Origin of the sequence: Anaerophaga thermohalophila DSM 12881 (assembly GCF_000191885.1) — a bacterium.
In the GTDB taxonomy this organism is placed as follows: domain Bacteria; phylum Bacteroidota; class Bacteroidia; order Bacteroidales; family Marinilabiliaceae; genus Anaerophaga; species Anaerophaga thermohalophila.
In genome coordinates this window covers 1-1,497 of the sequence record NZ_AEWI01000192.1, presented here as the reverse complement: position 1 = coordinate 1,497, position 1,497 = coordinate 1, and the positions used below count along the sequence as shown (strand labels likewise).

Below are 1,497 nucleotides of genomic sequence, written 5' to 3'. Positions count from 1 at the left end.
TACTGCACTCAAATATTGAATTTGTCAATTCTATTATGTAAATTGATTTTACTGTTTTGTTTTATACATGAGTGCGGTATAAAAGGCCTTGAGTTTGGCAACAAAGATGCTTTTCAGGCCGGGCTCAAACATGTCTTTGCAGACAATTGTATTTGTTCAGTTTGTTTTGCAGTCATAAACAAAATGTCTTATGGCAGAATTATGTACTTACTTAAATGGGTGAAATTATGAATCTCTCCGGTCACGCCAGAAAGTTGATTATCATTGTAGGGGAATCCGACATTGTTTATCAGCGGCCGCTTTACGAGGCCATTATATATGCAGCAAAAAAGTATAACATAGCCGGTGCTACCGTATCAAAAGGAATACTCTCTTATGGGGCCGAAAGTATGCTGCACAGCAGTAAAACTTTTGCTTTGTCAGACGATATACCGGTTATAATTGGTCTGGTGGATGTTGATGAGCGATTGTCGGATTTTGCCCAAATCATTAACAGGTTAATGGATAAAGCAGGTTCCCGGGGATTGATTACAATGGAAGAGGTTGATGTACTCCGATATGGCGAAAGTCATGGCTGACTGGTAATTTCCATAAATTTGCATAGCAGTTCCGGGTCTTTTTCTAAAGCATTTCCAACGACCACGATATCGGCACCGCTTCTTAGTGCAGTATGGAATTTTTCTCTCGTGTCGATTCCTCCTCCTATCATAAGAGGTATCCGGATGTTTTGTCTGACCGAACGTATCATTTCAGGGGGAACTGGGTTGCGGGCGCCGCTGCCTGCATCCATATAAATCATTTTAAGTCCCAGCATTTCTCCTGCAAGTGCGGTAGCTGTGGCGATGTCTGTTTTGTCGGATGGAATGGGACTGGTTTGACTGATGTATTCAACCGAGGTGGACACCCCACCATTTATCAGCATATAACCGGTTGGAATGGTTTCAAGACCTTCCCTGCGAATGGCAGGAGCCGAAGTAACATGTGCTCCGATAAGCAATTCCGGGTTTCGGCCGGATATCATGGAAAGAAACAATAATGCATCGGCACTAAAGGATATTTGAGAGGGATGACCGGGATACAATACAACCGGAACATCTGTTTTTTCTTTAAGATATTTCACAACATCATCTACCGGATAACTGGTAAGACTGCCTCCGACCAATACTAAATGAGGCCGGTAAGAATTTATTAAACCTGCTTGTTGCGCCAGAATTTTGCCCCTGCATTTGTCGGGATCGATAAGCAGAGCAAGCATCTTTTTTTTGTCGCGGAGGTGACGTTCTATATAAACTTGTACTTTCAAAACAACTGTTTAAGGTATTTTTTCAAAACAAATATATGAAATGCGCGTGACAAAGATAGCCTTAATAGATTATCAGATTTTTAGATATAAGTAATTTAGTCATTAGTCATTAGTCATTAGTTTTTAGTCATTAGTCATTAGTCAGTAGCCAGTAGTGTGAATTATAAACACAACATACGTCTTTGCGTTTAAGC

The 1,497-nt window shown here is 40.7% G+C and carries 2 protein-coding genes; one reads left to right on the top strand and one right to left on the bottom strand.

Features of this window, described 5'->3' with window-relative positions; all coding sequences use genetic code 11:
- Positions 1 to 227 precede the first annotated feature (227 nt).
- Positions 228 to 578, top strand: coding sequence for a DUF190 domain-containing protein (locus ATH1_RS0117565; RefSeq protein WP_044114778.1), 351 nt, complete (start codon positions 228 to 230; stop codon positions 576 to 578).
- Here ATH1_RS0117565 and ATH1_RS0117560 read toward each other — a convergent pair.
- A complete protein-coding gene (locus ATH1_RS0117560) occupies positions 569 to 1,303 on the bottom strand; it encodes a phosphoglycerol geranylgeranyltransferase (protein WP_245531678.1) in 735 nt (244 codons plus the stop codon). The genes ATH1_RS0117565 and ATH1_RS0117560 overlap by 10 nt on opposite strands.
- Positions 1,304 to 1,497: the final 194 nt, after the last annotated feature.